The organism is Comamonas sp., from assembly GCF_009360615.1.
Taxonomy (GTDB): domain Bacteria; phylum Pseudomonadota; class Gammaproteobacteria; order Burkholderiales; family Burkholderiaceae_C; genus Comamonas.
Genome location: NZ_SPEY01000017.1, coordinates 194,222 through 219,716, shown reverse-complemented (window position 1 = coordinate 219,716; position 25,495 = coordinate 194,222). Strand labels below are relative to the sequence as shown.

Below are 25,495 nucleotides of genomic sequence, written 5' to 3'. Positions count from 1 at the left end.
ATATATGCGCTAACGCTGTATATGGTCATAGTGAAGTACTATAACACTACCCTATTGAAATCACTTTCATCTAATCCCGATGCTCTCATACTTTTTTTATAGGTCCCTATTAGGTTTCCTATAGCTCCCTAAGTATTATCCTATAGCTATCTATAGATACATCTATAGTTCCCTATAGATTGTATTATAGCTTCCTATATATCAGGACATAGCGATCTATAAGAATATCGTTACGCCGTGCCAAATAGTTTTTAATTAATAATAAATAGTTAATTTAATTTTCCTATTAGGTTTATCTATCTTAGAAGTAAATCTTTTTTTAGGATTATGTTCTAGTATCATTAATCTCAGCGTGAGCTGATTTACTAGCGTGAGCGATACAATAATTATTTGATACGTGCGCCGTGGATTGAATTTCAACCTCTGTCTATGCCTTAGCAACTATGTTGCAACTGGCACTTTCTTGAGCTATGAAATTCTATCTTTAAGCTGCTTTACCTCTCCAAAAATTTAGACCTTCCACTTCCCCATGAAAGAGAAATCTTGACCATAATTCGCCGTAATTTTTTTCAGAATTAACACACAAAAACAGATCACAAATTGATCGCCTCTTTGTTTATTTACTCTGAAAAATTACCGCAGCTTTACCCTCTTTGATGCTATTTTCTAATGCATTTTGCCACGACTACGCCGTGCGCTTTTTTTGGAATATTTCATCTGGATCAGAAAAATTTGTCTCAGCTTTGCTTCTTGCCTAACAAGCTAACTCTGCAATTTATGATTTTTACTTCTTGTAAATTTGATTTTCAAAATTATTTTAAGATGGCTATTACGGCGCATTTATATTTTTTATTAATATTAATATTTCCCTAATGTTTTTATTGAAATTTTTCCCTTCTGTAATTTAATTTCGGAAAAAAGCGTCCGCTTTCGCTCCCTTACTGGCACACTTCCGCTCACGCTATTCTGCTTATCCTATACCTTGTATTGCCTTTAGTTTCTCCCTTCGGGTAAAAGCACATTGATTATAGGTTCCGATAGAACTTGTTATAGATTCTTATATTGAATAGACCGCAGCGTTCCAGTCTCATGAACATAAAATTAAAACTTTACCGATCCTTGTAGCCACTGCTCGAGTTGCTCTCTTTATGGCTTATGTTTCAACTTATGGACCAGTAGATTGCTTTGTGGGATAGTAAATTCGATACATTCGATATAATAAATTAAGAGACTTCTTAGATGTACAATTTCAGCATACCGGATCATAAGCAAACGATAACAATCTGGGGAACCTACAGCTCTCTAAAACAGCTTTATGAAGTGATCCATTCTCTAAACAAAAAATTAGACTGTATCCCTTACAAAGAAGGAGTCTTGATGGGCTTATGCTACGAATTGCGTAAAGCTTTCCAGAATGAACGATGCTCTGCCCAAGAAATTGGAGCTTACGAATTTTGTTCTGATACAGGGAAACAAACCCCACATTACTTTCATCTCTACGGCGCAGTGATTAATCCGTTCATCCTACTAATGAGTACAGCTTATTTACATCATGTACTGTTAAGTACCGAAATCTCCAGATTGGAACAAGGCTATATAAACCTACTTGTCGATGTAACCGAAAAAAGCTTTGAGCATTATTGTTCCCTTAATATTGAATCCTTATACAAAATTGCCTTCGCTATTGCTGCTACAGCTCCATACGAAGAACTTCATAGTGATATACACGAACTGATTGGACCATTCGATGAATTAACCCCTTTTGAGAGAACCACTCAAATTACACCGATGCTTAAACGTATCCTCGAAGCGTATAAGGTAACGCCGTGTTGAATTTTAGTCCTCTATATATACAGTTATAGTTCCCAATACACTTGGCATATCGCTCCCTATTCTTCCTCTATAGCTATCTTATATATCCAATGCTCAGACAAAACATGACTTGTTGTTTGTATTGGTACCGGCACCAAGGGTTTTCATTCCCAATGTGTGTTTGGGTATGAGCGAGAGCGGTGTTCTTTAGAAAAATGCGTGAGCATTCCACCGACTGAAATACATCTTCCCGAATAGAAGTTCAATTCTTTTGCTTTTCTTCATAACTCGTAATTCTTCATGTATTCAGATGTTTTTGTGCGCCGTTTCATATTTTTTTCAGAATCAGCTATTTATTTTTTCATAGAATAGTCTGTCTATTTGAAAAGAAAATAGCTAACATCTTTGGGGCTATGAGTACGAGTGTACTTTTATCAATTTTATGGCTTTTATTTTCTAGGAAAAAATTACTTTCTATGAGTAGAGCAACTACCCAAGTCAATTATCGGATACCTGTTGAACTGAAAGCTAAGCTTGTTGCGGAAGTCGAAGCCAAGGAAGAAGGCTCTATCACAGATGAAATTGTTAAACGCCTCGAGCTTTCTTTTGATTTGACAAAAGCTGATGGCTATAACATCGGATATAGAGATGCGACCGCTCACATGACATTTGCCCTTACTTTGGCACTTAAGGATCAAGGGCTAGATTTCGATGTCATTCAAACTGTCGTCAATGAGACCATAGCAAACTTTGATAAAAATATCTGATCGATACCAACCTTTATTAATTTATTCAGAGGACCATCAATCATTTTTAACTGCAACAGCTACAACCAATGGTTGAAGCATTTTGTTTGTATACAGATATAAAGACTATTAGACCAATCATAGCGTTAACTTTTTACTAAGGGAGCAATACTATGCTTAGACTCGAAAATCCTGCCGATCTTGCCAAACGTTTAGGATTACCAGTAGAACCGGATATTCTCGGTTACGCGCTCTGGTACGAAAAAGGAGAAAAGTCTGGCTTCATTCAAAAATTCAAATTCCGGTTTGATACATTAAAGCCCGAACATAACTCATTCAATTTTGGGATTCTTAAAGCACCGTCTAATAAAACTGATGCTGATAGCTATATCTATGACTTTGAAACCGCCGTGATGATCCAGAACGTTTTTCAGTGGTTCACGGGCGTTTCTCCTCAGATTCACTATGTTCTATCAATGCAGAGTAATGAGAAGAATATTGTGTCTACATATATGGTTAAAAAGGCAATGGAGGCTGAATATTGTTAATGTAACATTATGCCAATCGAAAAACATGGCAATAATAATATAAGCTATTGTTTTATATATTAAATATCACTTTATGATTAAAAAATGATCGTTTATATTTCCACGCGATCTGATGTAATAAAATGCCAATCAAATGGCATATTCATTAATTAGGGAATCAATTATGTCACATGATCATTCGCTTTCTGATCTTTACACTATCGCCGTTACCCTCAGTCACGGTGATTTACCCATAAACTTCTTAAGCGATTGGTACCATCCGGTCCAACCAGACGAAACAGCTCACTGCTATATCAGCTTGGCAGGTCGTCTAACCAAGAAATGTATTTTTATCGAAACCGAAGCACTTGCTTTAAAGCTCGTTGATGGGCTAAAGCCAAAACTTCGGAAAAGAGTTCCGAGTATCGATTTCACCGTGCGTAAAGTCACTTCTGGGGAACTGGATTACCGCAGAAAAAAAGCTCGCGTAGAGGCTCAAGAAAACGGAAAGAAAATCGAACTTTTGAATTCAAGTTCATAAGGCATTGGCTACAATCCATATATGTACAAAAATACATATATGGATTAATTTTAATAATGTTTTTCTGATAAAATAATGCTTATGTTTTCATAAACATAATTTCTTTTAGTCCATGGCTAAGCCATGCAAAAACACCTTCCCTTACCGGAGTACGGAAAAATGCAACAAACCATCCTTTTCGTGGTTGAAAAACCAGACGTGGCAGCTCAATTAGCCTCTATCGTAAGAGCCAAGTTCAGCGATGCCAAGATTTATGCCCTCTCAACCCTTTCTGTAATTGGTACCTTTGAATTTGATTATCCTCGCGGGCTTAAATTCCGTGATATTCCTTATTTACACGAACCAAAATGGAAATATCCGTCAAACCGCGATTTCAGACCCGTACAAGAAATTTTAGCCGATCGCATTGTCCGTTTGGACCTGTCACCTAAAGACGTATTGAGTATCGCAAACAAGATCATCCTCGCGACTGATCTCGACCCTGCAAACGTTTTCGGTTTCCATCTTATGATCAGTGAATTTTTAGGTCCCGAACGTGCGCAGGATGAATACGAAGCCATTGTCACTTACTCGATGGCACCAGAGATTTTACAAAGAGCCGTTGATAACCCGCTTTCTACAAAAGATGACTGGTACCAAAAACTTCTAAAAAAAGGGACAGCCAAGAAGTACTTTGATTTCAACTACAATACCAATTCTTTAATTGTTTTTGGTGAGCTGCTTCGCGGATTGGGGGTTGATACCAACCAATTCATCATGAGCAAATATAGCCTACAGGTCCTTTATGATTTAAATATTCGTGGTCCCGTTCATCGTAATGATTACTATTCATTGATGGGACAATGGATCGGTTCAGGAAAATATGCCCTTGCTCAAATTGGATCACACGCCTCACGAAATGCGATATTAGAGGGATTAATTGAAAATAATCTATTGTCAGAGGACGATCAGCGAACCATCAACATCACACAAACTGGCAGCATGTTCCTTAAGCTACTCCATCCTGATTGCCAAGATGTCGATTTGCCATTGCGGATGGAAACATGGATCAACGATTGGGATTCATCCCGAGGTAAAATTGAACGCTACCTGAACACTTTTTTCAGCAAGCAAAAGCGGTTTTATTTTAAAACCTTTCCACCTCAAGATGAGACCCACTACGGCAGCAAAAACTTCACCAAAGCACTTGAAGAAGTTCATAAGGATATTCCACCGTTCAAGCTAGGATCAGCAAATAAATAACCAGTCCTGATCCAACTGTCACAATAATGATCAAAATCCCATGATGCAGGCTTTCTCTCCATGGGATTTTGCACTAAACCTTAAATAATTTAGGTGAAAACAATGCGTGATTTTGAAATTGAAGTAGTACCAAAAAAAACCGATACGCAAGGTGTCAGATTTTTCTATATTCCGGTCTATAAGGGTGTGCGTATTTCAAAATCGAGTTTGAAATTTGATGCAGCTTCTTTTAATTTAGAGCAAGCCGCACAAAATTTTCTAACACGTAAATTCTTATCCAGAAAAAAAGTACCAACTGTCGTTGGTACTTGGGCATTTTAGATGGGAAACCATTATGCCTGTTGCTCAAGCTTTCGCTTTCGTGCCGTGCTGCTAACGCATTCGGCATTAACATCCCAGAAAAAACATTTCTAATAAGGATAAAGGTGGCTTTCCCTCCGCCACCTTTCTGCTTCGCAGACTCATCTAAATTTGTTCCTGACAAATTTTCAAAATAGACCTCCTAAAAACTGTCGTTTTTCGTAGGGTTCTATTTTCATTACGCCGGTGCTTACGCACCTCACCTCTCTCGCATTTTTTCCGAACTAAATACCACTCCCACATATTTCCTATTTGCTTACAGCCACGCTCGTTTTAAATATCTACAAAATAGGTGCGCTAACGCTTCTAAGCCGTATTGCTGACGCAATTGGCTTGAGCCTTCAAAGAAGGCATTCCACGGATTTTGAATATAACCCCGCCCGACTGAATTCTTTTAAATTAAATAACTATATTTTAAAAGCAAAAGTATTTTAAATATGCGGTATATGATATAATTCAAATATCAACTTTGGAGCTGTACAAATGAAATTTCAAGACATCGAAAAACTGGCAAATCGAATTAAGTTTCCTAAATTTTTAAACAGAATCTTGGTGAATATGCAATTTCAAGATGCTGAAAGTATTGCCTCTCAACTCTCTCAACCTGATTTTCGCAAAGAAAATTTCATCAACTATATGTTCATGAAAGAATATGTGATTAATGATCTGGTCCAAGCACGTCATTCAAAAGAAATCTTTTTTAGCCGTTATCATGAATTTTTCTGGTGTGAACCAAACTTAGTTTCTCCAGTTAAGCATTTATCAACTGGTGATCTAGTAACGTATACCAATCAACACGGCGAATCTTATGCCAATCATCGTATCTTAAGTTTCTTCCAGAAGCCTAATGGTGAAGTCTATCTTTTCCTCGACATCCGCGATTGCTTTAAGCCAGTTTCAATTACAGATATAACACTGCAAAAAGGTTATGTGGGTCTCACATGTGCAGAAGATTTCGATGCACTTGAAATTGCATATCAATACAACGCTCTCCCTCTATACATCCAATTGGACCGCGAAAAGCGTCAATCCGCTATGCAAGCTTAAATTCTCCTTTGGAATCATTATTTACCTAAATTGTTGAGCAAGATCGTGATGGATAAATTTGATGATAATAACAATCCGGTTTTCAGCAAAAGTGAAAGTCTTTTCATCAATTTGCTGCTAGTTGGTTTTGGTTTCACTGCTGCGTTACTCTCCTTATCTATATGTTTTATTTACTTTTACCCGTTGATTTTAGGTGTAAAAAAGCTAATTCTGACTTACCCTTTTCTTATCGTCTTTATTGTATTCTTTGTATTTTATGCAACGCTAACTTTATTCAATAGATTTTATAAATGGGTACAATCCTAACTTGATAAATTCTCTGTTTAATCCAAGGGGTTAGTCGAGATGGCAATAGCGATGCCTGCCAAACTGTATTAAAATGCGCATCTACAATAATGAGTTTTTAAATGTTAAATCAAATGTTTACCTTTTCTGAAAAAAGAAACAGTATCTTGGCAGGCTTTACCTATGTTTTATGCATAAATACATTTGCGATCGTTTTTTTGCTACTCACATTCGCTGTATCATATTTATTCAAAGTTGAACAAATTGGATTTAATTTTTTCCTTTTATATATGATCAACTTGATCATATTTTCTAAACACTTATTTTTAATTTCAGCCACATTCATAGCCAATGAAAAGCGTTTTTATTTCAGAAATGATTGGGGAACCTTGCTCGGCTGTATTTTTATGATCTCCTTGATCTCAGGGATCGCAATCACAAAATTTGAGCTTTTACCGGTAACTGAAAACAACAGCTCAGCTCTGGTTATGATTTTATTTTTTACCCATTTGTGCTTGGCTTATTGTGCTTTTTCAAGCCAAAACGTAGTCAGCAAGACAACTTACACAATATATCCCTCTGAAATTGATGGAACTACATTTTTTATTGAGAAAAAGAAACTTTATATTCTACGTGGAGCATTTGTGCTTCTGGCAAGTCTCCTATTTAATTGGTTGCTTCATTTTCTGGCTTTTGAATAAAGCTTAAACCGCACAAGGTTCTCTTTTTATTACGCCGGTGCTAACGCACCTCATCTCTCCCGCATTTTTGTCCTCATTACGCCCTTTGCCTGCATATTTCCTATTTGCTTACAGCTACACTCGTTTATTGACTTTAGGGGTGTGGCTCTCCCCGCGCTAACGCTTTTAAGCCGTGTTGCTGACGCTACAGGCTTTTAGCCTTCAAAAAAGGCATCGCGCATAATTTAATTTCATCATTCCCCCGACTGAATCATCAAAAAATATTCAATAAATTTAAAAGCAAAATATATTATATTTGCGGTATATGATGTATAATGTAATTCATAAACTTTGATCATTAATAATACTGAGGGTGTCATGGAAAATATAATTCTTATTGCAGATCACTTCGACAAAGATATTTCTTCTGTTGATTTTGCACAAATGATTACCCCAAAAGAGTGGGAAACTCTTTCAGCTAATCCGGATTTTTCTGTTCTCGATACCCAAATCATTGACTGGTTAAAACAGTACGCTCCAACTACTTATGACATTGCTTGTGCAACATCCGGTCGTAAAGCCCATGATCAAATCCTTATAAATGCGATAAAAGCAAAGGTTCTATTTGAACAGCTTGATTACATTGGGTTGCGTTCGATGCAACGGACCAGATTTAGTAATCTTTTTTCTCCTATCTTTGAAAATACTTTCAAGTACATCTCTAAAGTGTATAAAAAACATGATGTTAATCGGGATAACATCAAGTATCAATCCATTTCTAATCGCAACAACATTGATCCGGATCAATTGTGCAACCGTTATGGTTATTCTGATCATACTGAAAATAGAATTATAGAAATTTTAGAAAAACAACCAGATTCGCAATATCTTCTACTCTGCAAAAAAATCAGTGATGAAGCAAAGCTGTTGGATGGGATTCGCAGAAGTATCGAAGAAATCAACTTTGAGCCTAAAGATCGTAGTGACTATCAAACCTGTGCTTGTTGTTTCCGTTGGGTCCGTTTACAACCGAGTGATCGTACTCGTATCGCATACCATGGTTATACTCTAAGCCGTTATTCTTACAATGATGTTGTGAATAGCTCTTGTATGGGGGCAGATTTTGCACCGTTCCAAGTAAGTGCAGACGGTACGATCCATTTACTACAGGTTCTTCGCAATAAGATTGTCAAATCTAATGAAAAACTCAAAACCTTAGATGAAAGCGATTATGACCGCGAGAACCAAAAAGTTATCGCAAATCTAAAAAACCAGATTCGAGGTTGCCAACATAGTTTCGATTATGCTCTTTCCCGTATAGAAGTGACTCATCCGGATCGTTTGGCTGAGGCGAAGGCAATTTGATATTGCTTTCTTAAAACGCAGGGTTCAGAAATGAAAGACAAGGATTTTCAAAAATTACTTGATCAAGCTTCTAAAGCAGCGATTCAGCATCGCGAACTTATGAAATTGGTTGGAGAAGCTTGTATTGATAGGTTTGGGTATCATTACAGCGATTTGGATGTAGATTGTTTAATTGATACCATTGATCACGGCTTAGGTCCAATTAAAGTAAGTGATGTGGATGAAGCATTTAAGTGGTCTATAAAGAATAAAGGACTGGAGTTGAGAGATTCCAGATTGGATAAAGAGTAAGTATTTATGAGTGATTTAATGAATAAAAATAAGTTCGATATTGAGAAATTTAAGTTTAAAGTACTTTTTCTTTCCACGATTGTCTTTGGTACTTTTGGTATTACCTCTGCCTTTATCGGTCTTTTGATAAACTTCTTAGGTTTCAAGGAAATATCAGAATTGTGTTACTGGTTTTTTGTGGGAGGCATTTTGCTATCCATCATTTCACTTTACCTGTTCAATAAAGTAAAAGATCAATAATTAAGGACCTATTCCATTTATGCCTCTAAATCGCATTTATCGGCGATTAGAGCGCATTTATATGAACTGGCATACCATCCCCGTATAAAATATTATTTCATCTTTACGATGAGCTTATCGACTTGATGAGACGGGGTAATAATTATGACACAATTCTAGCTGTTAATAATTGTAAAATTAATAAATTAAGTATGATTATTTTGCGGTATATACTGTATAATACAATTATAATTTTTTATAAGGCTCAAACTGATGAATACAACTACTCAAAAAAATCGCTTAAAAATTATTTTCTATATCTCTACAGGTGCAAAAGATGTCTATTACACCCTTAATAAGGTCGTTCAAGAAGGCGCAATCGTAGTTTCTCATCATTATGTCCAGAATCTCAGTATGGAAGAAAATGAAGCTATCGAAAAAGCTGAGGCTTTCTCCAAACGATTATCTGATGCCGGATTAGACTGTGTGTTTGATGGGACTGTAGACGGCGAAACCTATGGCAAATTAGGCTCAAATCTAAAAGTTGAAGATCACTTTAAAATGAAAAAAATCCAAGAAGGAATCATGCCTTTTGGTAAACACAAAGATAAAGCCCTGAAAGAATTACCACAGGATTATATGCTCTGGGCTATCTCCAAATTCCAAAGCTCTACCAATCCAGTAGAGAATTCCCTTGCGTTTGCAACGTTATCTACTGCTATTGATCTGGGCTATCTCCAAAACGGCGATGACATCTTAAATTGCCTCACTGATTTCAACCGTCAAAACTCCAAATCTGAATATATTGGTGAAAAGGGTCAACGCTTAACAGTCGAATGTCTGATCGTGAATGCTAGTGGTTATTATGATGATTTATATCGTCAAGAAGTTCATAACATCCTGCTTAAACAGGGAGACAATATGATTTCGTATACGGGCACTAAAGACCTTGGTCATAAAGGCGATACGATTAAGATCAAGGCGACCATTAAAAATACTTATGAAAGTAAGGGTGTCAAATACACTCAAATCACTCGCCCAACCATTCAAACTTGAGTTGGATTCACTATGGGTAATGAAACCATTCAACCTTTTGGCTATTCGGAATAAGGTGTGGAAATGAATTCTGAACAATTAATTGATTATCTAGCTCTCGGTGAAAAAGATGCAAATGATTTACTGTATGAGTTAAATCCAAAACTTGAGAAAAAGTTCTTAAAGGCTTGTAAAGACTTAGCTAAGATTATTGATGAAGTTCGTGTTAAATACCCTGATGCTAACATCTATGTAGAAGAAGATAGACCTTTACTTTTGCTTGGTAATTCTCATTCTAAACACACAAGTATTAACGATGTGGCTGTTGCTCAGATGCAAATGGAAGCCTGCGGATCATTAGATTTAATCGGTATGATTGACGGCGGTGGTTGGTAATTACACACGTTTTTTGCTAATTGACCATATTTTAATAACCAGTATCAGCTTATTTGCTCGAAATAAAAACAATAAATAACACAATTAAATATGTTATATATGTGGTATATATTATATAATATTATTTTCGAAATAAAGTTATGTTGCTTTGGAGTTCTTATGCTAATTGCAGTGCAAAAAGACCAAATTATCCATGCAGTTTTAGTGGATAATCGACAAGCTTGTGAAATGATTGCCCGAGCAATAGGACATAAGCTTGACGGGAAAAATTTCAATATTTTTGATGAGGTCGTAAATCCTCAAGATGCTGTACTCAAATCTCTCCATAATTTAAGTCCCAATCAATTTTTTGACGCACGCCACGATGTAATCGTAACTCGTGATCCAATGTATCTTTTAGAAGATACTATTACATATAAGCCATATAATTACATTCTGTTCAATTTGGACAATCAAAAAATTATCGTCCCCGATTACTATGACTATGAAGATGGTTTCCATCTCACCGAGATTGGCGAATTAAGTTCAACTTACGAAGCCTATAAACATGCATCCGGTGTCCTTTCTAATCACAATCGACTCATGCAATTTGCATTCGCCAAAAACTTGATCCTTGTTAAACCCACTGATGAGTATCATAAAATCAATGACTCTCTCGTTCGCACAGCTTATGTATTCCGCGAGAATGTAAAGGGATCACAACCAATCAATATCTCTTATTGCTTCTGCTGTGAAACATTTGAGTGTAAATGCACTCCAGAGCAAATAGAGGAATACACCTCGTCTGAACTTCCGTTCTGACATCAACTTTAGATGTGATTTGGGGATCGAATAATGCAAACATTCCATGAAAGGAAAGCAAAAAGGGCAGCTTATTTTTTTGAACATGTCTACAAAAACAAGCTAGAACCTTGTACTGCCTGTAATGGTTCAGGTTGTTATGACGGTTCTGATTGCCATGGTAATTCGTTACCTTGTGCCGCTTGCAATGGCACTGGTAAGTGCCGGCAACGATAAATAGTTATTCATGATCATGCGAGGTAAAAAATGGCATTAACAAATGAAGAAAAAATAGCGGCACTAGAATTAACGAGTGTTCAAAAAAAAGCCTTTAAAAAACTCCAAAGAGCTTTGACTGAATGTGAAAATGCAGGTATTGAATTCATAGGAATGGAAGAATTTCATTATGCTTTTAACGGCAATAACCTTGATTCTGCAAGAGATTATGGACTATACGATGAGCAGCTTTCAGAAGATGAAGTAAATTTTAATGAGGTAAATGCACCATCAATTAATATGACAGAGCCGTTCGTCAACGTTAGTGTTGCATTAAAAGTTAAAACTTAGCCCAACTCGTTATCTTAAATAAACAAAAATTGGAGCAGCTTATGACTTCTTTTAAGGAAAGGTTAGAGGAAATAACTCCAATCCAAAACACTGAGTTTAAAATGCAAATACAGCATTTTATTAACCGTGATTTCCTTGGACTTACCCAAGAACAAAGATACTTTTTTATTCTTGGTGGAGCGAACACCCTGCTTGAATCCAATTTGATCGAAGAAGATGATTATTATGAGATTCAGGAACTTGTGGGTGCAATTAACAATCAAATTACTTTAAATGGTTGAGGCAAGATGACAAGTAAGAATCAAACAAGTTTGAGTTGCCCTCACTGTAACGGTCAACTTAAATATGGGGTTGAAGAAATTGTTCTTCATGAGAAAAACATTGAACCCACTACCGGTAAATTAATGAAAAGAACAACCAAACGGCGTGTTCCCAATACCACCAGTAGAAGCTTTATCCTCTGTGATAATGTTGACTGTGATTTCATTATGGATAGCAGTGAACCCGAAGATTGCGGAGAGCATTACTCCCTATTTGATAAGATCAATAAGGATGATGAAAATTCTTTTGCTACTTCGGTTATGAGTTAAGTTCACTGCCCAAAGCACGTTCCACCCTTTTATAGAATTTAGGCATCCTTATGAAAAAAGATAAATTTCAGGTCCAGTATGATAACGATGAAACCAGAGTTTACCGTGATGTAACGATTCTTCGAAATCGGAAGATCAAAACGGGTGACGAGGGCTGCTATTACATCAAAGATAAATTATGTACATCTATTCAAGATGCTCAGCTTTACATTGACGAAATGCTTGAAGCTTGTGGGATTGAGTTTTTCAAGACTCGGGAAAACCCTCTTATCGTTGATCTGGACGTATAGATAAATGACAGTTGGTGTGAGATTTTTGACATAAGTTTCAAGATTTTTCACCCCAACTTTCTGCCAACCCACTCATTTTCATAAATTCACACCTCAAATATTCAAAAAAAATCTTAATACTTGTGTCTTAAATACAATAAATGTCTCAACAATTGTGGCAAAACCACCATGAGATTACTTGTCATAAAAAATATAACTATTTGTTTTTAAAGAATAATACTATCTCACATCTTATGACATTTAACATTGCAATTTAGACCAAGAAAATTATATCTCGAGATTGCCAGAAATCTTTGAAAATAAAAAAACCCTACGCTTTCGCTCCAGACCCGTACTGCTAACGCAGCCGGTTTTAGCCTTCAACAAAGGCATCGCGCAAATTTTAAATCCCCCCTTTCCCGACTGCACCACATTGTTATTTTTAGTAAATTTAAAAGCATAAGTATTATATTTTTGCGGTATATGGTATAATTCCAATATCAACTTTGGAGTCAAACCATGAAATTTCAATCTTATGAAAGCATTGCCAATCAAATTCAACACCCTAAATTTTCTAAGGCTGATTTTTTACGCCATAAAATCAACAAAGATTGTCTTATTCACAGTCTAGTTTCTGCAAAGTTCCATGAAGAAGCATTTTACGGTAGATTCCCTAACGGCTTTACCACCGATTTATCAAGTGTTGTTCCAGATTCCTCTATTAACTTGACAGTTGGTGACCTTGTGGCTTTCACAAATGAATACGGTGTTACTTTTGTCAATAAGAAAGTCTTAGGCTTCACGTTTTCTGCTGAATCTGGTCGTGTCGTCTATTTAGACAGTGATTGCTATTGGATGGCTAAACCACTCAGTAGCCTGACATTACAAGATGGTTTGATTGGAGTTGATGAAGCAGATTTGCTCATCGTTGAAGAAAAATATAAGAACAGCTCCATCCCTTTTGATGTTCAACAAGTACGTGCAAAAAAAGAATCCTAACCCCTAAAGCCCGTACGTTTTTATACGCCATACAAAAACATACGGGCTAATGTACAAAAATAAAGCAGCTTAGGAGTAATTTTATGCAATGGCATAAATCCAATTCAATATTTAGTGATCTAACTGAATATGCAGCACTAGAGCTTTTAATCGACTCTAAAGTAGGCATTTTATTAGATCGTGAAATAGTTGAAAACGTTGTTTTCTCATTGGTTCAACTCAACAATGGTTTAAAAACAATTTTCATCGATACAGTAGTTTTCGATCAGAACGGTTGGAAGCACCTACATAACTCTGAAATCGACACCCCACAGATACTACTTTGCCCAGAGAGGCTACTAGATCACTCAACCAACCTCGATTCAAACGCAGTTGATTGGCGGACAAAGAACCGAGAGCATCAACTCAACAAGGAAACCATCATAAAGTTGTTTAAAGCCTTGCCGTATGGCATCGAATTGACAACTAAAAGTGGTAAGAAATTGAAGATGATTCATGGTTACGACCAATCATGGTCCAAGATTGAATGCCTAAATATCGAAAAAAATGAACGCTTTTGTTATAGCTACTTAGATTTTAATGCTGCGGATTTAGCTCAAGTGCTATCAAAGGTAACTACTCAGCAACCACATTAATTCACTCTTTCATATTACAGAACAAGGATTCTAAAATGAGCATTATCGAAATTAAAACTTTTTTAAAAAACAAAATCCAAAATGACGGCGATACAACAGAGAATGCTTTGGAGTGTTTAGAGCAGCTTGTATCACAAGGCATGGAATATCCAAACGCAGAAGCTCAGGTACTAGATGTATTCTCAGTATCTCAAGAAGAACTTATGGAAGCTTACGACAACCAGTAAACATTGCTTTTATGGATGGACGTTAAAATGTCAGCAACTTTAGAAAATGCCCTTGTTATTCCTTTATCCTTAAAAGAAAAATTTGAACTGTTCTTAGTGGTGAATGGTGAACAACAGGAATTAGACCTGAATCAAATTCTGCCGTTTACTGGTGAGCGCACCGAAGTCAACTTAATGAACTTCTGGGGTATTGCCGAAAATCCTGTAATTAGCGAGACTGCCACCCTAGCCGATCTAAAGGATTTGGATGATATTACCCACATGGTTTATCACTTTGAGACCGAAAGTCTTTCATCAGAGACCTTAGGTGCTTTAGCTCTGGCAATTGGTGGTAAGATCAAGTATTACCATTTTGATCATCATGGTGATTTTTATCACTATTGTATTTATGAGTTTTTCGAAGCGAAAGACAGTCAAAATGCTTATTACAAGATGGAAGATTTATCTAACGATATTGATGGCATTTGCGATTTTCTTTTCGATAAATGGCATGAAGAACATTTGACTGAAAACTGCCTCTAATCTACCTTAAGCCACTCAACAGGGTGGCTTTTTTACACCATATAAGGATAAAAGCCAAACCGCTTTAAGCCACAAGGTTTTATTTTCATTACGCCGGTGCTTACGCACCTCATATCTCCCGCATTCCCATAGCTAATTATACCCTGCCTGCATATTTCCCATTTGCTTACAGCTACACTCGTTTATTGACTTTAGGGTGTGGCTCCCCGCGCTAACGCTTCTTAATCCGTATTGCTGACGCAACCGGATTTAGCCTTCAAAAAAGGCATCGCGCAAATTTTAAATCACCCCGTTCCCGACTGCACCACAATGTTAATTTTGGTAAATTTAAAAGCAAATAATATGCTATTTATGCGGTATATGTTGTATAATGTATAAACTGATTCTCGATCAGAAATACATTGTTTTTTTACATCAACACTGGACTATATATAGGAATTTTAGCCATGAACCAAAATGATTACTACTATGTCAGTGTTGGTGAAAAAAGCTATTTTTACACGCTTAATTATAGCTATATGGATAGCCAATACAGGAAAGTGGGAGACGAACAAAAAGTTGTTGAAACTAAAGTTCGAAAACATACTTTTTTACGAAACTTGAGTCATGATTTCTCCGAAGCAATGACAAAGGCTCAAGAATGGCATAAAGGACTCACCAGTGAGATTCCACTTGTACTTTTAGACTCACCACATGCGATGTCAGCACGCGAGCAGGGATTACTAGAACAGCGTTTGGCTGCGATTAAAGCCGGCTACCTCCCTGTAGGTAAATATGCTAATCAGCATGTCAGCAGTGTTGAAAAGTCCTATATTCATTGGGTAGTTCTTAATATTTACGATCCAGATTTAGCAGATGACTCTCAAAACCTTATGGCTCAGATTTGCTACAACTATGCTGACGAACAAGGCTGGATAGAGGAATGGGTTAAAAATGGGCAAGATACCTATTTTGATCCAGACTATGAAGATTTTGCTAACAACATCATCAACGGCGATATTTTTCTTGTTGGTCAGTACAGAAATGAGTCTATCCAAGATTTTGGTTTTACCCAAAAGGGAAAAATCAAAGTTTCTGTGTTGAACTATTTACAGTGGTTTGCAAAACAAAAAACTTACGTGGATGAAGTTGTTGATCGCTTTTCCCTCCCCTTAGAACTCATGGAAGATGGAAAGGAATATTACATTTTGCGTAGTGAACACTTTACAAATGTTAAGTCTGGCAAACCTCAAGACTACGATTTAACAGTACTCATGGTACGCCATTTCTTAGCGTCAAAAGGGTTCACTCACCCACTATACCGCTTCAAATGGACGAATCGCATCCTGCCACTAAAACATGCTTTGGCTCTATCTACATGTGAGTAAATGAAACCGCTATGACTACTTTTTTTACGCACAAAGGCAAAGACATCTTAAATACAGCCATCCGGTTGTATTATGCCCATGGATTCAATTCAGTAGGAATTGACAGAATCATATTAGAGTCAAAAGTTGCGAAAATGACTTACTACAAGTACTACCCTGCCAAAGTGAACTTGTATGAAGCTTGTTTAAATCATGAGATCAAAGTCATCCAAACCGACTTAATGAGTTCAATTAATGTCTTAAACGAAGATGATTATGTTGGACGAATCAAAAACCTATTTTCATGGTTTTATACCATCACTCATATTCCTAGTTACAATGGAATGCTCTATCAAAAGGCTAAGACTGAACTCTCGAATCCCTCGTGTTTAGAGATAATTGACAATTATTACAATTGGTTAGATCAACTGATCTTTGAACTTTTTAGCAAAGCAAACGTGTCCCAACCCAATAGCAAAACCAGAGTCGCCATTGCATTCATTGATGGAATGGTCCAGACACCGAATAGGCTAAGCTATGTAGATTTGAATGTGTTTTTGAATACATTCATTTTCCACCTATAATCTAGCTCAAACATCTCATAATTGAATGTTTTAAGGGGTGACATGAAACAGTTTACGATTATTGAATACAGCTACGATTTAAAACGTAGCACAGAGGTTACAGGCACCCTTGATGAACTCAAGGATCGGTATAAAAGCACTTTGGTTGAGGGCAGCAGATAATTGGTAAGGCTAAAATCAGCGTATCTCCTAAAACGATTAAGGGGCTGCTATCAAACTTAAATAAGGCTCAACTTAACAAAGCCAGAATAAAGGGCTTGCCAAGCAAATCTTACTCATTGAAGCAGGAATAGGCTTTAAGATACTACAGGCAAACCACCATTTATTTTTTTGTTTTATTTGAATTATTTTTTCACCCCCTTAGTTTTAGGATTTTTATATGAAAAAACTCTTTATGCTTCCTGCACTGGCAATTTTATTTGCCGGCTGCTCATCCCCACTACCTGAAAATAAAATTATTGATAACAATGTCTATAACATTGAGGATGACCGAAGTTTCCTGCTTGTTAGAATTCAATTTGAGAATGCTTTTAATGATGTATTTAACTATTCAGAAAGTACAATTACCGAATTGGTAACTGACCCTCAGCTACACATTGATAAAGATAATTACAGAATAATATATAGTCAAATGGACCCAAGATTTGCCGTTATGGAGAAGTGCTTTAAGGATGGTTCCATTAAAATTGAACAATCTAGTGATGATTTTCGAATCCACTCCAGTACAGAGGAAGTGAAAAACTGTATCCTTTCCAAATCAAATGAACCAATAAACGATAGTGCCATTACCCTACTTAACCGGACTGATCTATTCAACCAACTCAAAAATACTCCACCTTTGCGTGAAAAAATTAACAGTTACAAGGCTGACGGTATAATTTCGATAAAAGAGTATACCGATATTGTTCAAACAATTTATTCAATCGGAGCAGCCAAGAAAGAACAGAAAGTGAAAGATGTAATCAAAAACCTCTAACTCCCCTTTGAGAGCCGGATCAACAATAATCCGGCTTTCTTTATTACGCTTAATCTAATTTTTCATAGCCCATCTCCGACTTAAAATAATGTTTAATTAAGTATCTTAATATGATTTAAGTATGTTTATTTTGCGGTATATGTTTTATAATAGCACCAATTAATATTTTATAAGTTGGTGCTTGAAATGCTACTAGCAATAAAGAAAAACGAATCCATCCATGTAGCTCAAATTGCAGATGAAAGCATAGTTAAAAATTTACTCTCCAAGCAGATTAGTCTCTTGTTAGATAACCAACATGCCGATCTCCTTGTTGGCATCATGCAGTTAGAAAGTAAAGAAATTCCTATTTATAGAAACCTTACTGAAAGGGAATTTATAGTACTGCGTCATGAAGAACACACAACCACCGACCCTTTAGGTTTGTTTGATCCAGTAACAGTCTACAAGCCTATTAACTATATTTTATTTGATCAGGATATGGACAAAATTCTGGTACCTGATTATGAAAACATTGATGATGAGTTTTTACTTTATGACACCTTAGAGCTTGATGATCTATATGGTGCTTACAAGTATGCCACCGGCTACACATTCAACAAACCGATAGACATGTCAATCCAAAAAAACTGGATTATGGTATCCCCTCAAGTGACTAACCACTACCTCAACAGCACATTGATTCGGAGTACTATGACTATTCGAGAGAATAAGCCCTTTTCCTCAATTATGGATGTCGAATTTTGCTACTGCTGCGAGACATTCACTTGCAAATGTGATCAGGATGAAATTGAAAAGTATTCAAATGATCTACCGTTCTAGTACACCCTAGAGAGAAAACAATGCAGATCAAAAGTGAAAAGCGTCAGGAAGCTATCGAAAACATCAATGTTTTTTTTGACGATTTAGAAAACCCGACTTGCAATGAACATATAATTGTGAGGGAAAGTCATATCGTAGGCTTTGCACTTGCATGTAAAATGCTAAAAGTGTTCAGTGAAGATGAATTTATTGAGGTCCAGAAATTCATTAAAAGCTCACGAAATAACCGGACTAAACCAACTTTTCTTAACAACTGAAACTTAAATAATTTAAGGGTGCAGCATGGCTTTCAAAATAAAAGATACCAACACCGGTAAATTTCTCGAATACTTTGAAGTCAGTTCAAGTATGGGGATTGTTTTTGAGTTCACTAAATCCGAAGAATCTGCGCTTGGTTTTATTGATCGTATAGAAGCTCATGCAATCAAAGAATGCATTTTCAAATTGAATACCAATTTCGAAATGGAAGTTGTATAAAGGATGCTCCATGTCTACAAGGTCATTAGAAAAACATGATTATGCTTGTTGTGGCATAGATGAAATTTACCACATTACAAGCTCTGCTTTTGATACTTTGTGTGGGAAAAAATGGCAATATACGCCCAATCAGGAAGTTCTCAAAAGGAAACAGCAAATACAAAGACTATGTTTTTTAGCACCGGATGAAATTACATGCGAAGAATGTGTGAGAATTGCGAAGCAAAAAGAAGCGATAGGTGAAAGTTTTTTTAAATGAATATTATCGTTTTTTTCTTATGGGACAATCCTGTACCCCTAGAATAATAACTTTACTATTCAAACACAGATACACCCTACTACCTATTTTTTGGAGTTGACTTCATGAGCAAAATTAAAATCAAAGTTGTTGTGAGCGTAACTCAAAAAGAGTTTGAGGCAATTTCATTTTTCTGTGATGAAGTCAAAGATTTATTGGAATCATGTGAGGATGAAAATTACGCCAAATCATTAGAAATTGCATTTAAACACTATAATGACTTTACTGGTCGATTGTTTCCATCGAAATCTAAGCGAATAGAGCTTTTTGAGCATGAACTAGATTCGTTTCGTGAACTTCGCTATGAAGCCGCAGGAAAAGTTGATGGCGGTGCCAATGATAGCTATATTGCAGACTTTGAGCAGCATGATAAACAACTTGCCAAGTTAAGGAAAAAGTTTGATAACGCTAAATCAAAGGCAACCGTGGAATGGGCATTGGGTGTAGCTAAAGAAAGATTGGCTAAACAAGGCAGCCATAGTTAGTTTATGAATATCTAATGATTTAGCACCTCAAATCCCCAGAATATAATTTTAAAGTGAGTTATCCATGAAAAATAAATTTTTAACAGTCGTGATAAAACTGCCTGATGATCAGGATCAGCGTAAAGCAATCACTAATGCCTTACAAATGGGCAAAGATTTCCATGGGGGTGAGATTACTGCACTCTCTCAAGAAGATGAAATTTCGATTATGGAGTTATTAGAAGAAAAGTTGGACGTAGATGAAGTCAATGCTATTCGCTCAAGTGTATCGAACAACTAAAACTTATATTTTTTCAAAGATTTTCTTTTTGGATGTCTAGTGTGGATTCTTGGCTCATTTCTTTCTATAGCAATCACTTTACTCAGGTTCTTTTAACTTGTTGTTTTCTGAGTTTACTGATCCTAACATTTGGATATTTGCTCAACAGAGAAAAGTATTATTCCTACTGCTATAGACTGGCGATTGGTGTCACGGTATCAGGCTTTCTTTATTCAACAGTTGGTATGGTCCACAATTTTATTGCTTATGGTTATGTATAACTTTTCATTGTAATGAGTGTTCACTACCCTACAATTTCATGCCAACGTAGAAAGTCATGAATCTCTGCCAATACTTTTTTCTTATCTGGGGTATTTAAGTTAAAAATCGGAATACGATACCGTTCTGCTAATTTTAATGCCGTCCGGCTGCCTCCCACATAGTCACCAAAATTATCCAATTCACACCATGTAATAACCGCTTTAACAGGGTTATTTAAGTGGTAGCCAAGTATTTCATGACAATTTCGATGGTGCATCCCTCTCGCATAACTATCACAGTTCGACCAATTACCATGAAGCGAGGAAGCCAAGTCCTCAAGTTCCTTTTTCAAGCTTGGATTTTTAATTATTGCTAAATGCCTGTTAGGAAGCCGAGATTTATCAATATCATCTTTCCGACTGACATACACCTCGAATTGGCTTAAAAACGCCTTTCCATCGTTTACAGCTTGACTATAAGCCCTTTGCGCTATTGCATCCATACCAAGCCCACACAGCCCACTTGTAAATGAAATACCAAGTTCAGCAAACCTATAGCAAACCTTATAACAAAGTGCTACATCTTTGTGATTCTCCGGATTTTTATGCAATGTTCGGGACCCAATCATTGCAACTCTAAAGTTTCGAAGTACGATCATAACGCTACAGACATCCGCCTTAAGGCAAACAGATTTCATTTTGGAATATTATACAACGACCCCGCGCTTACGCTTTAAATCCATGTTGCTGACGCAACCGGCTTAAGCCCTTTCAAGAAAGGGATCAAAAAGAATATTTTTTGGTAAAAACAAATGACTAAACAATAACTTATAGCAACAATTTAAAAGCATTAAATAATAATATAAATATTATATTTTTGCGGTATATATTGTATAATGTAAAAAACTTGGGAATTTTATACATGACTACATTACACCCACAAAGAGCAGAAGCTATACGGAAATTGAATGAATACTTTTCAGAATTTGATAGCGTCCATTGTACAGAACATGCAGTTTCTGTCGAATCTGGTATTGTTGGCTTTGCCCATGCTTGTGAATTATTAAATGCTATTACACCAGAAGAACATGCTCAAATTAGAAGTTGTTTATTAAAATGCCGCCATAAGACAAGTATACCGGCATTCTTAAATACGACCCTCACACAAGAAAGCTTGGAAAAAATTAACACTCATCAAGTTGAACTAGCTTTAAATATGGTTAATCAGTTAATGGCTCAATCCATGGATTTACAAACAGCAATTTCGTTTGCGATTTTTGATTATGAAGTGACAGAGCAAACGTTATTGTCTGCCTACGAAAATCAAAAGGCAACGGCGGAATAAAGATAAAAACTCCATGAGTCCTAACCACCATGGAGTTACTCTATCGGCACCGCGCTTACGCTTTGATACCGTGTTGCTGACGCAACCGGTTTAGACTTCAAAGAAAGGATCGCAAATATAATTTCAACTCTAACCCGACTGCTCCAAACAAAACACATTATTTTAAAAGCACAAAAATAAACAAAAGTATATCATTTTTGCGGTATATATAGAGTATAATGTATTTATCAACTTTGGTTAGAGTCAACAATATGCAATCTTATATTTTACCTGTCGAAAATTCTTATGGTGGCGATTCTTGGAAAATGCCTATTGTATTTTCAGCTCCCCTCGATCTTAGCGAGATCAAAAAAAAGGATATTGGTAAGTTTATTAAAATTATGCTTTTAACTTTCCAAAAGGCATATCGCGAAAATACTTCATCGTGTACTTTTATATCCATAGGCTTACATACACTAGAAACAAATTCTAAACTACAACCAGACTTTTGGAATTATGGGCAAGCGATTGCCACTGAGCATCTGGAGTACAATGAAAGAATCGAACTAAGCCTAATTGATGAGCATAACGTCTCGTTTGAAGTAAAAGAACCCAAAGAGATTGAAAGCAACCTACTCTCCAGTATTGCAGAGCATGTACATTTCATTCAAATTACCGCTCAGGACCTATCCATAATTGAAGATGATTTTTAAAACTCAGCCGGTTAATTTGATAGTCAATCTTAATGATTGAACATCCAAATAAACTCAGTATTTTTTGATTTTTAAATCGAATTCTCGATAGCATCAAAAAATACTGCGGCTGATTTACCATATATTTTATAAATCGACTACTCGATAAAGAACTTAAAAAGCTTTCAATATGTGCATTGTTATTTCTGCAAATCGTCTACACGATAAAGATTAACAACACCGTGATTATCGGTACAACTGGCGTACTAGAAATCGACTACTCGATAAAGAAACCAGTTTCAAAAAAACTTCTGGAATAACTATTTTTTAAATCGTCTACACGATTCAGAGCAGTTTACGAGAAGTTAAAACAATCGATTTCATTCTACAAATCGTTTACACGATTAAAAACTATGCCTTTGACACCATTCATGAGTCCTTATTCTACAAATCGTCTACACGATAAAAAATGAATAATTGCGAAAAACAAAAATAAAGCAATACTACAAATCGCCTACGCGATAAAGAACATAAAAGACTATCACCAACCCTTACACCTACACTATAAATCGTCTACACGATTAAGAACTTATTTGTTATGACAGACCTAGCAGATCAGTCTCTACAAATCGTTTACACGATTAAGAATAAGCAAGGCTGGGCTATTGGCTTGTTTTCTGCCTACAAATCGACTACACGATTAAGAATGTGGTGAAAGTAAACGAATTGCGATAGCTTTCCTACAAATCGTCTACACGATTAAGAACGAAATGCATGCAGCGCAAGCAATGTCCATGATTCCACAAATCGTCTACACAATTAAGAACTTTAACTCACCACCTGTTTCTAATTATAAATCAAATTCTTACTTACCTTTTTATTAATTATACTTCCTCTCGTATTTTCTTTTTATCCAACTGTTTTAACTATATTTTTTATATCCAACCTCTTGCTTAACAAAGAATAAATAATCAAAATCCAACAAAAAACATTTAATAATATTATGTTTTTGCGGTATATATAGTATAATACTAAAATCAACTTTGGACTTAAGGCTTTTAGAATGAAAAAATTAAATTTATCGGTTAGTTGGAAAGGCGGAATCCCTGCTATATTTGCCACCAATATGATGCGGCACGGCGATTTCGCCACAATTGGCTTTATTTATGGCAGCTCACAAGGTGAGTTAATTGATAACGGTAAATATCTTCTTGATCTTCACACCGAATTTAATAACCCTGATGTTTTGGATCAAGTAAAAGCATTTCTTACCGGAATCAACAGTTCGATTACCTTTGCAAATGATCAAGCTCACGGTAGCTTTGTAAACCCAGAGGATGTACTCAAGAAAGCAAAAGAATTATTTAAACTAATGAGCTTCGAGGAAGACTTAATCTTAAAAGACATACAACAATTACATTTAATTTATGTGAGTGCAATTAAGAATAATAAACAACCCACCCTGCCTAAAGAATTTGAGTATCAGCTTTATTCGGGTGGATTATACCCTCTACGTCAAGTTTACAGTGCTATTTGCGCATTGATTTAAGGTAGCCGATATGACTGTAATGGAGAAGTTGGAAAGCGGTATGGTAGTTCTATTACGTGATGGAACCTTAAAGAATGTGGAATTTATTGCGTATATGCCTGATGATTTGCACATGGACTACGATTATGTTGTAAAGCTCGAGGGTTATGAAGCTGCGGCTTATACTGACAAAGGACTCTGGTCCCATGATTTAGAAAGTCCAAATGATATTTTGGAAATTAAAAGGATATAAATTATGAATCATTATTTTGAAATTCTACTGATTACAGGATTTGTACTTATTGGCATCGTTGCAGCAATATGTACTGCAAAAGATGCTCTCAAAAAGGGGGATAAAAAGACAGCTCTAATTGGTGCATCTACACAATTATTAATAATGGGTATACCAGTTATATCAATCATTAAAGCAATTACTTAATTAAATTTCTAGCCTTGGTACTGCTCCAAGGCTTTTGATTATGGTAGCAACTAAAATCGGATGCCCGATATTCAAGACATAAGAAATGTCGTGTTTCCAGTGCCTTACTAAATCGGCTTCCCAATGTTTCCCTCATAGCAAAACAGTTTGCAATAGCTCAACTTCAAATCGGATACCCGATAGAATTACACCTGTCATGCAATCACATATAACTCCGTCCCTACAAATCGAATACTCAATTAATTTCACAGGAGAATTTAAGGTGCATATTTTAACCCATAAATCGTATGAACGATATTTCTAGCTTAGCAATTTATTTTAAAATTTATAAAAGCTCAGCCCGCTAACGCTCAACAACCGTGTTGCTAACGCAACCGCTTATAGTTTTACAAAGAAAGCATTTTCAAAATACTTATAGATCAGTGACCCGACTGCTACAACCATGATTATTTTAGTAACCTGAAAAGATAAAAGTATTATATTTATGCGGTATATGATAAAATCATATTATTAAACAATGAGCTATTAATTCATTATAGGATTACTGATATGAAAAACTTATTTTCCCCACCCAAAACTTGTACTGGAACGCTTGTTGGTACCAATGGGAATGCTTTTGCATTATTGGCTCAGTTTGAAAAATGTGCCAAAGCCGCAGGATGGACAAAAGATGAAATTAAGAAAGTTCAGAATGAAGCAAAAAAAGGTGACTACGACAACTTGGTAAGTACCTTAAGTATTCACCTTGACGATTAAAATTTTTTAACTCCGTTGTTGCCTTGGGAAACCAAGGCTTTTTTTTATTACCAAAAAAATATATACAATAAATATTATATTTTTGCGGTATATTATGTATAATGTATTTAAATT

General features: G+C 36.0%; 36 protein-coding genes. 35 read left to right on the top strand and 1 reads right to left on the bottom strand.

The features are described from left to right. Window positions 1–1,239: 1,239 nt before the first annotated feature. The 29 genes from E2583_RS04650 (at window position 1,240) to E2583_RS04510 (ending at window position 20,403) form a co-directional block, all read left to right on the top strand. Entirely contained in the window at window positions 1,240–1,833 is a 594-nt protein-coding gene (locus tag E2583_RS04650) for a hypothetical protein (protein ID WP_291593562.1), read from the top strand. A 455-nt stretch (window positions 1,834–2,288) separates the two neighbouring features. After that, window positions 2,289–2,579 carry a hypothetical protein gene (locus tag E2583_RS04645; protein ID WP_291593561.1) on the top strand — a complete coding sequence of 97 codons (291 nt, stop codon included), beginning with the start codon at window positions 2,289–2,291 and terminating at the stop codon, window positions 2,577–2,579. A gap of 152 nt (window positions 2,580–2,731) precedes the next feature. After that, entirely contained in the window at window positions 2,732–3,106 is a 375-nt protein-coding gene (locus E2583_RS04640) for a hypothetical protein (RefSeq protein ID WP_291593560.1), read from the top strand. A 163-nt stretch (window positions 3,107–3,269) separates the two neighbouring features. Then, entirely contained in the window at window positions 3,270–3,626 is a 357-nt protein-coding gene (locus E2583_RS04635) for a hypothetical protein (protein ID WP_291593559.1), read from the top strand. 159 nt (window positions 3,627–3,785) lie between these two features. Beyond that, entirely contained in the window at window positions 3,786–4,868 is a 1,083-nt protein-coding gene (locus tag E2583_RS04630; protein WP_291593558.1) for a hypothetical protein, read from the top strand. Window positions 4,869–4,970: 102 nt separating this feature from the next. Then, window positions 4,971–5,189 carry a hypothetical protein gene (locus tag E2583_RS04625; protein ID WP_291593556.1) on the top strand — a complete coding sequence of 73 codons (219 nt, stop codon included), beginning with the start codon at window positions 4,971–4,973 and terminating at the stop codon, window positions 5,187–5,189. 522 nt (window positions 5,190–5,711) lie between these two features. Continuing rightward, the gene (locus E2583_RS04620) at window positions 5,712–6,275 is read left to right on the top strand and encodes a hypothetical protein (RefSeq protein ID WP_291593554.1); all 564 of its coding nucleotides are present in this window, start codon (window positions 5,712–5,714) and stop codon (window positions 6,273–6,275) included. Window positions 6,276–6,682: 407 nt separating this feature from the next. Next, on the top strand, window positions 6,683–7,261 hold the full coding sequence (locus E2583_RS04615; protein WP_291593552.1) for a hypothetical protein: 579 nt from the start codon (window positions 6,683–6,685) through the stop codon (window positions 7,259–7,261). 357 nt (window positions 7,262–7,618) lie between these two features. Beyond that, on the top strand, window positions 7,619–8,605 hold the full coding sequence (locus tag E2583_RS04610) for a hypothetical protein (protein WP_291593550.1): 987 nt from the start codon (window positions 7,619–7,621) through the stop codon (window positions 8,603–8,605). A gap of 30 nt (window positions 8,606–8,635) precedes the next feature. Next, on the top strand, window positions 8,636–8,896 hold the full coding sequence (locus tag E2583_RS04605) for a hypothetical protein (protein ID WP_291593548.1): 261 nt from the start codon (window positions 8,636–8,638) through the stop codon (window positions 8,894–8,896). Between the two features lie 492 nt (window positions 8,897–9,388). Beyond that, on the top strand, window positions 9,389–10,171 hold the full coding sequence (locus E2583_RS04600) for a DUF3820 family protein (protein WP_291593546.1): 783 nt from the start codon (window positions 9,389–9,391) through the stop codon (window positions 10,169–10,171). A gap of 63 nt (window positions 10,172–10,234) precedes the next feature. Beyond that, window positions 10,235–10,546, top strand: coding sequence for a hypothetical protein (locus E2583_RS04595; protein WP_291593544.1), 312 nt, complete (start codon window positions 10,235–10,237; stop codon window positions 10,544–10,546). A gap of 159 nt (window positions 10,547–10,705) precedes the next feature. Beyond that, window positions 10,706–11,347: a hypothetical protein gene (locus E2583_RS04590; RefSeq protein WP_291593542.1), complete on the top strand. Its 642-nt coding sequence runs from the start codon at window positions 10,706–10,708 to the stop codon at window positions 11,345–11,347. Between the two features lie 246 nt (window positions 11,348–11,593). Beyond that, on the top strand, window positions 11,594–11,893 hold the full coding sequence (locus E2583_RS04585; RefSeq protein ID WP_291593540.1) for a hypothetical protein: 300 nt from the start codon (window positions 11,594–11,596) through the stop codon (window positions 11,891–11,893). Between the two features lie 41 nt (window positions 11,894–11,934). Further along, window positions 11,935–12,174: a hypothetical protein gene (locus tag E2583_RS04580; RefSeq protein WP_291593538.1), complete on the top strand. Its 240-nt coding sequence runs from the start codon at window positions 11,935–11,937 to the stop codon at window positions 12,172–12,174. 6 nt (window positions 12,175–12,180) lie between these two features. Next, the gene (locus E2583_RS04575) at window positions 12,181–12,483 is read left to right on the top strand and encodes a hypothetical protein (RefSeq protein ID WP_291593536.1); all 303 of its coding nucleotides are present in this window, start codon (window positions 12,181–12,183) and stop codon (window positions 12,481–12,483) included. 50 nt (window positions 12,484–12,533) lie between these two features. Continuing rightward, window positions 12,534–12,773, top strand: a complete 240-nt coding sequence (locus E2583_RS04570) for a hypothetical protein (protein WP_194596591.1) — start codon at window positions 12,534–12,536, stop codon at window positions 12,771–12,773. 498 nt (window positions 12,774–13,271) lie between these two features. After that, on the top strand, window positions 13,272–13,751 hold the full coding sequence (locus tag E2583_RS04565) for a hypothetical protein (RefSeq protein WP_291593534.1): 480 nt from the start codon (window positions 13,272–13,274) through the stop codon (window positions 13,749–13,751). An 83-nt stretch (window positions 13,752–13,834) separates the two neighbouring features. Continuing rightward, window positions 13,835–14,386, top strand: a complete 552-nt coding sequence (locus E2583_RS04560) for a hypothetical protein (protein WP_291593532.1) — start codon at window positions 13,835–13,837, stop codon at window positions 14,384–14,386. A 35-nt stretch (window positions 14,387–14,421) separates the two neighbouring features. Next, window positions 14,422–14,613, top strand: coding sequence for a hypothetical protein (locus tag E2583_RS04555; protein ID WP_291593530.1), 192 nt, complete (start codon window positions 14,422–14,424; stop codon window positions 14,611–14,613). Between the two features lie 27 nt (window positions 14,614–14,640). Beyond that, window positions 14,641–15,135 (top strand): hypothetical protein, encoded by a 495-nt coding sequence (locus tag E2583_RS04550; protein WP_291593528.1) that lies wholly within the window; start codon window positions 14,641–14,643, stop codon window positions 15,133–15,135. Window positions 15,136–15,581: 446 nt separating this feature from the next. Beyond that, on the top strand, window positions 15,582–16,502 hold the full coding sequence (locus E2583_RS04545) for a hypothetical protein (protein WP_291593527.1): 921 nt from the start codon (window positions 15,582–15,584) through the stop codon (window positions 16,500–16,502). Window positions 16,503–16,513: 11 nt separating this feature from the next. Next, window positions 16,514–17,065, top strand: a complete 552-nt coding sequence (locus E2583_RS04540; RefSeq protein ID WP_291593524.1) for a TetR/AcrR family transcriptional regulator — start codon at window positions 16,514–16,516, stop codon at window positions 17,063–17,065. 379 nt (window positions 17,066–17,444) lie between these two features. Continuing rightward, a complete protein-coding gene (locus E2583_RS04535; protein WP_291593522.1) occupies window positions 17,445–18,041 on the top strand; it encodes a hypothetical protein in 597 nt (198 codons plus the stop codon). A gap of 177 nt (window positions 18,042–18,218) precedes the next feature. Beyond that, on the top strand, window positions 18,219–18,863 hold the full coding sequence (locus E2583_RS04530; RefSeq protein ID WP_291593521.1) for a hypothetical protein: 645 nt from the start codon (window positions 18,219–18,221) through the stop codon (window positions 18,861–18,863). Window positions 18,864–18,883: 20 nt separating this feature from the next. Then, entirely contained in the window at window positions 18,884–19,120 is a 237-nt protein-coding gene (locus E2583_RS04525) for a hypothetical protein (RefSeq protein WP_291593520.1), read from the top strand. Between the two features lie 230 nt (window positions 19,121–19,350). Then, entirely contained in the window at window positions 19,351–19,599 is a 249-nt protein-coding gene (locus E2583_RS04520) for a hypothetical protein (RefSeq protein WP_291593519.1), read from the top strand. Window positions 19,600–19,703: 104 nt separating this feature from the next. Continuing rightward, window positions 19,704–20,123, top strand: coding sequence for a hypothetical protein (locus tag E2583_RS04515; protein WP_291593518.1), 420 nt, complete (start codon window positions 19,704–19,706; stop codon window positions 20,121–20,123). Window positions 20,124–20,187: 64 nt separating this feature from the next. Further along, the gene (locus E2583_RS04510) at window positions 20,188–20,403 is read left to right on the top strand and encodes a hypothetical protein (RefSeq protein WP_194596578.1); all 216 of its coding nucleotides are present in this window, start codon (window positions 20,188–20,190) and stop codon (window positions 20,401–20,403) included. A gap of 283 nt (window positions 20,404–20,686) precedes the next feature. Here E2583_RS04510 and E2583_RS04505 read toward each other — a convergent pair whose 3' ends face one another. Continuing rightward, on the bottom strand, window positions 20,687–21,271 hold the full coding sequence (locus E2583_RS04505; protein WP_291593517.1) for a hypothetical protein: 585 nt from the start codon (window positions 21,269–21,271) through the stop codon (window positions 20,687–20,689). A 293-nt stretch (window positions 21,272–21,564) separates the two neighbouring features. On the opposite strand from E2583_RS04505, the gene E2583_RS04500 reads away from it, so the two are divergent. The 6 genes from E2583_RS04500 (at window position 21,565) to E2583_RS04475 (ending at window position 25,381) form a co-directional block, all read left to right on the top strand. Continuing rightward, a complete protein-coding gene (locus E2583_RS04500; protein WP_291593516.1) occupies window positions 21,565–21,987 on the top strand; it encodes a hypothetical protein in 423 nt (140 codons plus the stop codon). Between the two features lie 251 nt (window positions 21,988–22,238). Then, on the top strand, window positions 22,239–22,679 hold the full coding sequence (locus E2583_RS04495) for a hypothetical protein (protein WP_291593515.1): 441 nt from the start codon (window positions 22,239–22,241) through the stop codon (window positions 22,677–22,679). A gap of 1,042 nt (window positions 22,680–23,721) precedes the next feature. Beyond that, window positions 23,722–24,207, top strand: a complete 486-nt coding sequence (locus E2583_RS04490; protein ID WP_291593514.1) for a hypothetical protein — start codon at window positions 23,722–23,724, stop codon at window positions 24,205–24,207. A gap of 10 nt (window positions 24,208–24,217) precedes the next feature. Continuing rightward, entirely contained in the window at window positions 24,218–24,439 is a 222-nt protein-coding gene (locus E2583_RS04485) for a hypothetical protein (RefSeq protein ID WP_291593513.1), read from the top strand. 3 nt (window positions 24,440–24,442) lie between these two features. Then, window positions 24,443–24,625 (top strand): hypothetical protein, encoded by a 183-nt coding sequence (locus E2583_RS04480; RefSeq protein ID WP_291593512.1) that lies wholly within the window; start codon window positions 24,443–24,445, stop codon window positions 24,623–24,625. A gap of 549 nt (window positions 24,626–25,174) precedes the next feature. After that, a complete protein-coding gene (locus E2583_RS04475) occupies window positions 25,175–25,381 on the top strand; it encodes a hypothetical protein (protein ID WP_291593511.1) in 207 nt (68 codons plus the stop codon). The last annotated feature ends 114 nt before the right edge of the window (window positions 25,382–25,495 follow it).

Coding starts and splice junctions, on each gene's coding strand:
- E2583_RS04650 (WP_291593562.1), top strand. CDS start 1,240: ATGTACAATTTCAGCATACCGGATCATAAGCAAACGATAACAATCTGG.
- E2583_RS04645 (WP_291593561.1), top strand. CDS start 2,289: ATGAGTAGAGCAACTACCCAAGTCAATTATCGGATACCTGTTGAACTG.
- E2583_RS04640 (WP_291593560.1), top strand. CDS start 2,732: ATGCTTAGACTCGAAAATCCTGCCGATCTTGCCAAACGTTTAGGATTA.
- E2583_RS04635 (WP_291593559.1), top strand. CDS start 3,270: ATGTCACATGATCATTCGCTTTCTGATCTTTACACTATCGCCGTTACC.
- E2583_RS04630 (WP_291593558.1), top strand. CDS start 3,786: ATGCAACAAACCATCCTTTTCGTGGTTGAAAAACCAGACGTGGCAGCT.
- E2583_RS04625 (WP_291593556.1), top strand. CDS start 4,971: ATGCGTGATTTTGAAATTGAAGTAGTACCAAAAAAAACCGATACGCAA.
- E2583_RS04620 (WP_291593554.1), top strand. CDS start 5,712: ATGAAATTTCAAGACATCGAAAAACTGGCAAATCGAATTAAGTTTCCT.
- E2583_RS04615 (WP_291593552.1), top strand. CDS start 6,683: ATGTTAAATCAAATGTTTACCTTTTCTGAAAAAAGAAACAGTATCTTG.
- E2583_RS04610 (WP_291593550.1), top strand. CDS start 7,619: ATGGAAAATATAATTCTTATTGCAGATCACTTCGACAAAGATATTTCT.
- E2583_RS04605 (WP_291593548.1), top strand. CDS start 8,636: ATGAAAGACAAGGATTTTCAAAAATTACTTGATCAAGCTTCTAAAGCA.
- E2583_RS04600 (WP_291593546.1), top strand. CDS start 9,389: ATGAATACAACTACTCAAAAAAATCGCTTAAAAATTATTTTCTATATC.
- E2583_RS04595 (WP_291593544.1), top strand. CDS start 10,235: ATGAATTCTGAACAATTAATTGATTATCTAGCTCTCGGTGAAAAAGAT.
- E2583_RS04590 (WP_291593542.1), top strand. CDS start 10,706: ATGCTAATTGCAGTGCAAAAAGACCAAATTATCCATGCAGTTTTAGTG.
- E2583_RS04585 (WP_291593540.1), top strand. CDS start 11,594: ATGGCATTAACAAATGAAGAAAAAATAGCGGCACTAGAATTAACGAGT.
- E2583_RS04580 (WP_291593538.1), top strand. CDS start 11,935: ATGACTTCTTTTAAGGAAAGGTTAGAGGAAATAACTCCAATCCAAAAC.
- E2583_RS04575 (WP_291593536.1), top strand. CDS start 12,181: ATGACAAGTAAGAATCAAACAAGTTTGAGTTGCCCTCACTGTAACGGT.
- E2583_RS04570 (WP_194596591.1), top strand. CDS start 12,534: ATGAAAAAAGATAAATTTCAGGTCCAGTATGATAACGATGAAACCAGA.
- E2583_RS04565 (WP_291593534.1), top strand. CDS start 13,272: ATGAAATTTCAATCTTATGAAAGCATTGCCAATCAAATTCAACACCCT.
- E2583_RS04560 (WP_291593532.1), top strand. CDS start 13,835: ATGCAATGGCATAAATCCAATTCAATATTTAGTGATCTAACTGAATAT.
- E2583_RS04555 (WP_291593530.1), top strand. CDS start 14,422: ATGAGCATTATCGAAATTAAAACTTTTTTAAAAAACAAAATCCAAAAT.
- E2583_RS04550 (WP_291593528.1), top strand. CDS start 14,641: ATGTCAGCAACTTTAGAAAATGCCCTTGTTATTCCTTTATCCTTAAAA.
- E2583_RS04545 (WP_291593527.1), top strand. CDS start 15,582: ATGAACCAAAATGATTACTACTATGTCAGTGTTGGTGAAAAAAGCTAT.
- E2583_RS04540 (WP_291593524.1), top strand. CDS start 16,514: ATGACTACTTTTTTTACGCACAAAGGCAAAGACATCTTAAATACAGCC.
- E2583_RS04535 (WP_291593522.1), top strand. CDS start 17,445: ATGAAAAAACTCTTTATGCTTCCTGCACTGGCAATTTTATTTGCCGGC.
- E2583_RS04525 (WP_291593520.1), top strand. CDS start 18,884: ATGCAGATCAAAAGTGAAAAGCGTCAGGAAGCTATCGAAAACATCAAT.
- E2583_RS04520 (WP_291593519.1), top strand. CDS start 19,351: ATGTCTACAAGGTCATTAGAAAAACATGATTATGCTTGTTGTGGCATA.
- E2583_RS04515 (WP_291593518.1), top strand. CDS start 19,704: ATGAGCAAAATTAAAATCAAAGTTGTTGTGAGCGTAACTCAAAAAGAG.
- E2583_RS04510 (WP_194596578.1), top strand. CDS start 20,188: ATGAAAAATAAATTTTTAACAGTCGTGATAAAACTGCCTGATGATCAG.
- E2583_RS04505 (WP_291593517.1), bottom strand. CDS start 21,271: ATGATTGGGTCCCGAACATTGCATAAAAATCCGGAGAATCACAAAGAT.
- E2583_RS04500 (WP_291593516.1), top strand. CDS start 21,565: ATGACTACATTACACCCACAAAGAGCAGAAGCTATACGGAAATTGAAT.
- E2583_RS04495 (WP_291593515.1), top strand. CDS start 22,239: ATGCAATCTTATATTTTACCTGTCGAAAATTCTTATGGTGGCGATTCT.
- E2583_RS04490 (WP_291593514.1), top strand. CDS start 23,722: ATGAAAAAATTAAATTTATCGGTTAGTTGGAAAGGCGGAATCCCTGCT.
- E2583_RS04485 (WP_291593513.1), top strand. CDS start 24,218: ATGACTGTAATGGAGAAGTTGGAAAGCGGTATGGTAGTTCTATTACGT.
- E2583_RS04480 (WP_291593512.1), top strand. CDS start 24,443: ATGAATCATTATTTTGAAATTCTACTGATTACAGGATTTGTACTTATT.
- E2583_RS04475 (WP_291593511.1), top strand. CDS start 25,175: ATGAAAAACTTATTTTCCCCACCCAAAACTTGTACTGGAACGCTTGTT.